This is a genomic window from Escherichia sp. MOD1-EC5990, assembly GCF_002965285.1.
Taxonomy (GTDB): domain Bacteria; phylum Pseudomonadota; class Gammaproteobacteria; order Enterobacterales; family Enterobacteriaceae; genus Escherichia; species Escherichia coli_F.
In genome coordinates, this window is sequence record NZ_PTRV01000037.1 from 22433 (window position 1) to 29201 (window position 6769).

At 42.3% G+C, this 6769-nt stretch carries 2 protein-coding genes and 1 pseudogene; all 3 read right to left on the reverse strand.

What is annotated here, in order from left to right:
• Positions 1–8 precede the first annotated feature (8 nt).
• Positions 9–3083: an RTX toxin hemolysin HlyA gene (gene hlyA, locus BEB42_RS24775; RefSeq protein ID WP_001142367.1), complete on the reverse strand. Its 3075-nt coding sequence runs from the start codon at positions 3081–3083 to the stop codon at positions 9–11.
• A gap of 11 nt (positions 3084–3094) precedes the next feature.
• Positions 3095–3607, reverse strand: coding sequence for an alpha-hemolysin-activating lysine-acyltransferase HlyC (gene hlyC / locus BEB42_RS24780; RefSeq protein WP_021569014.1), 513 nt, complete (start codon positions 3605–3607; stop codon positions 3095–3097).
• Positions 3608–4854: 1247 nt separating this feature from the next.
• Positions 4855–6473 (reverse strand): annotated as a pseudogene (locus BEB42_RS24785) (ISL3-like element ISEc38 family transposase).
• Between the last annotated feature and the right edge of the window lie 296 nt (positions 6474–6769).

Here is a 6769-nt window from a genome sequence, read left to right on the forward strand (position 1 = left end):
TTAATATATTATGCTGATGTGGTCAGGGTTATTGAGTTCCGTCCATATGAAAAATCACTGGCATTACCGGACAACTGCAATAAAGAAGCTGCAGTTCTTTCCTCTTTAACATCGAAGTTACCTGCAGCTGAAATGATTTTGCTGATTTCATTAATTAATGGATTAAGATTATTCTGACTTCCATAGGCTAATGCATCATTCCCATACACATAACTTGCCTTATTATTACGCTGTTGATACTCAAGTGCCTTTTTAAGGGAATCAGGTGTGATTATCCGGCCACCTTTATCAAAAATCTGCTCTATCTGGTGATTAGAGATATCACCTGACTCTTTTTCAAACCAGTTCCTGAATGTAATACCATTTTCATGACCAATGGAAAGAACATTACCTTCAGCTTTATACATGATGAGGTCATTACCTTCTCGCTTGAAGGCCACATCCCGGAAATCAATATCAGCCAAACTGAGTTTATCCTCTTTCCCCCCATCATCATCAATAATATGATGACCATATCCTGACAGATAACGATAAATATCATTACCATATCCGCCTTTCAGGAGATCATTCCCCTCTCCACCATCAAGCAGATCTGCCCCCTCACTGCCGTACAGCTTGTCATTACCTTTTCCACCGGATAATACATTTTTTGCAAGAGAATTTCCCTGAACCTGAAGCTCATCATCTCCATCTCCGCCGTTCAGGTAATTATTACCTGCTCCCCCAATTAACTTATCGTTGCCATCACCGCCATAGAGCTGGTCATCTCCGTTTCCACCACTCAGTGTGTCATTACCTTTATCACCATATAAGCGGTCATTCCCATCATTTCCTTCTATAAGGTCATCACCATCCGCGCCATGGAAGATATCAGTAAATTTACTGCCAAAAAACTTGTCGGCACGCGTGGTCCCAATAAGTTCTTCCACGGAATATAAGTTATCAGTCTCTGTTAAATTTTTACCATTGATATGAGTGAATTCATAACTCCGATATTGCGTTTTTTCAGTTCTTTTTCCGACTGAAACCTCCTGCTCCTTCACAACTTCCTGTAAAACCTTAACATCGCCACCAAGTACACGTGTTACCGTGTAATTACCCGCTTCGGTTGCTTTTGTGCCATCAATGGTCAGATAACCGGTGTCTGTTTTATCATAATAAACAACATCATGTCCTTTACCTGCGTAGATATTGGCTGAGCCGGCAGATAAAAAGGCCTTATCATCCCCGTCTCCCAGGTGTGACTCAATACGAATTTCACGATACTGGTTATTACCGACTGATGCATGCTGAATCAGGTTAGAGTAATCATATACAGCCCCCTTGTCCTGAACCCCCTTCACCGTCCATTTATCAACACCCTTGACTAATAACTCGGTAATATATTCATATTTTCCGGACTGCCTCCTTTCACGAATTTCCTCACCGGGAGTTAATAATGGCGTAACAAATTTCAACAACGTAGAAGATTTGCTGTCAGAAAGGTCAATATTTCCTTTCAATGGGTCAAAGACTTGCTTCTGGAATTCATCCGTTTTTTTCTCCAGACGTTTTCCTTCTTCATAATAGTCAATATAACTTTTACCACTGAGTGTTTTGTCTCCATTTCTGGTGACACCAGCTAACTCACCTATCAGCGTATCCCAATGTTGCTGGGTAATGAGGACTGATCTTTCAACAGAATACTCTTTATTATACTGAGACAATATTTTAAAGTTATCTTCTAAAAATGCAGCATGGCGGGCATCATATCCATTTTCAAAGTAATTTTTGCCGTGTTTTTTCTCCCATTCAGCAATAACATCAGCCATTTTACTGGCAACATGTTCAAACATTGCCTGCTTTGAAGCCTCAAGGATACCTGAAATTATCCCCGTAACAGCGCCTACCAGCGCGCTTACCGGTGCACCAACCAGAGATGTCGTTGCAGCAGCACTAATACCTGAAGATACTGAAGCCAGTGCAGTGCTTATCGTTGTTAATGATGCATCAATAGCCCCTGTTTCTTTGTGGAAAGCAGCAAGTAAACTGTCACCATCGTATCCAAGTTTTTTGAATCGTTGTGAATACTCCTCTATTTTATTGGCACGTTTAAACTTATCGGCAATGGACAGGAATGAGAGGGGACTAATTGCTAGTGTCACAGCAGAAGCAATTAAACCGGCAGCAGCAGCAGATGTAGATAACCCCTGTGCAGCGCGCTGTGCGATAATATATTGAGAAATACCTTTTCCAACATTACCCAGTACTTTCGTTGTTAATTCAACACCTGCTGCAGCTTTAGTTCTGGTATCTGCATCTGCATTGCTCAGAATGAAGCTTGCTGAAATCGCAGATAAAATACCCGATACAGTATCTAACCCTGCACCGATATTATCAAGATTAGGTAAATTCTGTAACTTATTACCAACACCGTTCAGGTGCTTTGTATTGGATAATACACTTCCCAGGGTATTGAGTTGTTGAGAAAATGAGTTAACATTATTATTAAGGCTGGCAGCTGTATCCACAAGTTGATTGATTAGCTCAATACTCGCTTCTGCCATCTCAGAAGAACTGACATTGCCACCAGATTTTTGTTTCTTTATCAGTTCGTCTATTTTCATTGAGGAAAGTGCAGTACCCAGGAAATTTTGAAACGTTGACAATATACCGCCTGCCTTTCCTAAGTTATCACCGATATTTTCAGCACTGCCACCTAATTTATTACCTGCTTTTTGATACTTTTGCAGTAATTTGTCTAATTGTGGTGCAAAGATAGTCACTCCCCGTTCGGTGAGGCCAATGAGTTTCTCTGCTGTACCGAACACCTGTTTAGTAATCGCCGTGCCATTCTTTTCATCATACTGGACTTCAATTCCCAGTTCATCTGCCGTCCTGACAAGGTCATTAAGGCTTGAACCCTGTCCTTTATAATCTTTAGGGATAAGTAAAATGAGTCTGTTTCCCGCATTGCGGGTTTGCTCTGCTGCTTTTTTTAATGCATCTTTCGTGCTTTGTCCTGCTGAGTGCAATTTATTTGCAGCGGATTGCTTTGCAGACTGCAGAGTGCTTTTAATTTGTGCAGTGGTTATTGTTGGCATTTAATTACCTCTTAACCAGTTAATGAAAAATTAAAATCTGACTTTCTTTTTACTTCAGTTATTAACTCGTGATGATATTGTTTAAAGATTTTATTCGCTAACTGTTTATCAATTTTACCTCCATGAAATTCTGATACTTTACCAACATGAGTTTTGGGATCCACCCTGATGGCTCTGAATAGTTCATCAGGGAATTTTTTTCGCATATATTTGTACAGGGCACCGTTATCCCCGAAAGGAGCAATCCAGTCAATGAACCATTTACGATCACCTGAAGTCCAGTCTTCTGCAACTAATGAGGTAACATCATTAAGATATTTAATTTCATTTTCTAAACTTAAATTAGCCCAACTACAATACGCGACAGGGTAATCATCCCGGGTTAATAAAGCATATTGGTTAGCCTGTATTGCGGGTAATACATTTATTGCAAACAAAGATACTGGCCAGTTTCTGTGTAGTGGAGAACTGGCCCATAGCCAGGATACATGCCCAAGAATCTCTAATGGTTTGTTTATATTCATAATAAACTCACTACAACTTAAATTATATGATTAAATATTGTGGCAAAAATATGCCTTTATGTTTCTTCCGTTTAATGTCATAACTCGCATTAATATTAAAAGCAAGTTTTTATTGCGCTGACTAACTTAAAAATAATAACTATAAAAAGCAAGAGTCAAAAAACATCAAGCATAAATAATTACTCATTCCTGTTCTTTGTACGACATCTATATAAAATTATTATTACACTCTCTTCAATAAGCATATTCTACAGAACTGGTGTCTTTTATTTTACATTAAGATTATAGTTACACAAATACAATTTTCTTGTTCGGTTCCAAACAAATTTTGGTAACGCCTATCTCTCTGAATGAGAGTCCACGAGTTGTCTTTTGAACTACTCTTCTTTATCTGATTTTGTCAGACAAAGGTTTAGATTAATCTGGCTATACCAGTTATCACACTTCGTCAAATTCCAGATAATGACCAGGATTGTTTATCTCATAAAGCATGATGCCACCACGCATCAGAAAGTAAAAATATTAGTGAATATGCAATCATACTCTAAAATATGAGGACCAATTTTGTTATGTACGCCCAAATGCTATAGCCATGATTTAATTCCATCCAACTCCGACAATGTTTCATCTTGCAGTTTGAATCAGCATGCTACCGCCCTTCCGGAAACTACCCGTAAACCGGGACCAGAATCTTGAAGGAGTGAGTTTGGATATGGGAAATTATTGTACGGCAAGACTATTTTTTGAACATACTTACCTACAGCTATAAGGTGCACTCCCGCGCTATACAGAGTTTTCAGGAAATTTGACTTTAATCGGATAACCTAAACGCGATAGCGCAAGAGCGACAACTTAAAAACGATAACCGCTGACGCAAAATCAATCTGTTACGCATCGAAACTGGTTAAATAATACACTTAACGTACAGAATTTTCCGATCTCCAAACAGCCCCCTTGAATAACAAATAAATCAAACCAGAGACCACTTCAATTTAAACATAATAAAATAATGCCCTGTAAGTATTCAATGCAGTGGGCATATCTATTGCTATACTAATTTTGTTCTTTTTCTATCCATTCCTTTCTATCCCATTACCACACAAATGCGAATAACAATAATTATCATCCTTGTAATCAAGAGGGAGGGGGATGGACTTCGCTTGGAATTCGGAAAATAAACCACGTCAAGGCTACTTTTTATCCAAATAGCGTTTGGGAAGGCTCTTCCGCAACCTGGGTGGAGATTTTCATGCCAGTGGACTCATTACCCTCTGCCTGAGTAGTTCAAATCCTGCTCGACCATACATCTGGCGTTTCAGCATCTTCAGGCGATTTACATGACCTTCGACAACACCATTACTCCAGCGACTACTGATTGCCTCACATATAGCTGCAGCATCAGCTTCCATCCCCGCCGCCACGCGCCGAAATTCTGCTGAACCGCTTTCGTGGACTCGAGTGAACCAACTGCTTAGCTGTGATTTATTTTGGGTTTCAGAATACGGTAGAACTCGAGTGCCAGTTGCTGCGCTATTTTCAGCTCAGGTTCTTTTTCACACATCAGACTAATAAATCGGGAAGCATAATTTTCTTCATCCCTGGTTATTCTCCAAGGCATCAACCAGCGGCTTACCCGGGACACTGAAGGAAGTCTGACGGCAGTAGTAACCGGTGGGTTCCAGCCTTTACGCCATTTGGCAACCGCATCCCTGACGATGGTTTCACTGCCTGTAAATCCCCGGGCCACCATTTCCCGCCATATCCGGCTGGCGTTATAATTACCACTTTCTCGTTGCTCTTTTAACCACTCCCTCCATGGGTCCAGAAGCCCTCGCTTTGGAGGTCGGGTTGACATTTCAGGGAATGTTCCTGAACGCACCCAGCGACTGACTGTCACACGCGACAGGCCTGTAATACGGGATATTTCCCTGAAACTACATTCCTTGTTATGCAGGGCCATAACCTCTGTCCAACGCTGATGCCGTTTTTTGCGGGTTTGTTGTTTTAGGCGTTCCGGACGACGGAGCGATGCTGCAGGCACAGATGGTTCTGGATCAGGTGATTTCTTTGGTGACAACTCACTGGCAACAAGACGTATCAGAGGTATATGTCTGTACATCATTCGTTCAAGCGCATCGCCAATATTTTTTAGCAGATGCCATCGATCGGCCACCTGTCTGGCCTGAGGTGCACCTTCACGTGCTGCTGTCGCATAGACTCCACTGCGATCACGCGAGACAATCTGTATTTCCGGATATTTTCTGAACCAGGTCGCCAGCGTACGCTGATCACGACCGGGAAGCAGGACGAGGGGACGGTGAGTATCAAGATTGACGATTAACGTACCGTAACGGTGGCCCCGATGCCACGCCCACTCATCAATACCGACATGAGGCGCGCCTGACTGTTTCGTCTCCGGGGTATTGATAACCCTGCGAAGGAGAGTATCAGCACTGCAACGGAGCCCCACTGCCGTTGCTGCCCGTTTCCCGGCCTCACCTCCGTCGATTAATCCCAGTTGACGTTGTAAATTTTGTAACGCCTGTGAAGACTGTTGGTGTGAACCGGCGAAGGGAGCAAGCGACTCGGCAAAAATTTTACGTGAACAAGCCGGGTTACGGCAGTACCAGTGGCGGACGGAAAATACAAGCCATAGCGTATGTCCTGAGCAGGGTAGATGCTGTATCCGGCGCCGACGACAACTATGAACAGAGTCGCTACGCTTAAAGCATTCAGGACATTGTGCTGTTTTGCGTTTTCCGTGGAGATGGAGGGTTATACCGTCAGAGCTAATAATTTGTCGACTGCATCGCCATCCGCAAGGTAACTGTAGAAGTGTCTTAAGAGAGTGCATTGAGTTGCCCATGACTTAAAACAGCTTAGATCTTTGTTCACCAGAAAGTTTCATCCATTTTCTTCCACCCAAGTTGCGGAAGAACCACTATTGCACCGTTCGTGACACCTGGAGGCAGAACGCGATGCGTTGCGGGGGGAAGTCGCCCGACTGAATCAGGAAATACGCCGCCGGCAGATGGAGCTGGATATTCTGAAAAAAGCGGAGGAAATCATAAAAAAAGCCCCGGGCGGTGATGCTGCCAACTTACTGATTTAGTGTATGATGGTGTTTTTGAGGTGCTCCAGTGGCTTCTGTTTCTATCAGCT

Bases quoted from the DNA above. Each gene is read 5' to 3' on its own strand.
- hlyC (WP_021569014.1), bottom strand. From the start codon at position 3,607: ATGAATATAAACAAACCATTAGAGATTCTTGGGCATGTATCCTGGCTA.
- hlyA (WP_001142367.1), bottom strand. From the start codon at position 3,083: ATGCCAACAATAACCACTGCACAAATTAAAAGCACTCTGCAGTCTGCA.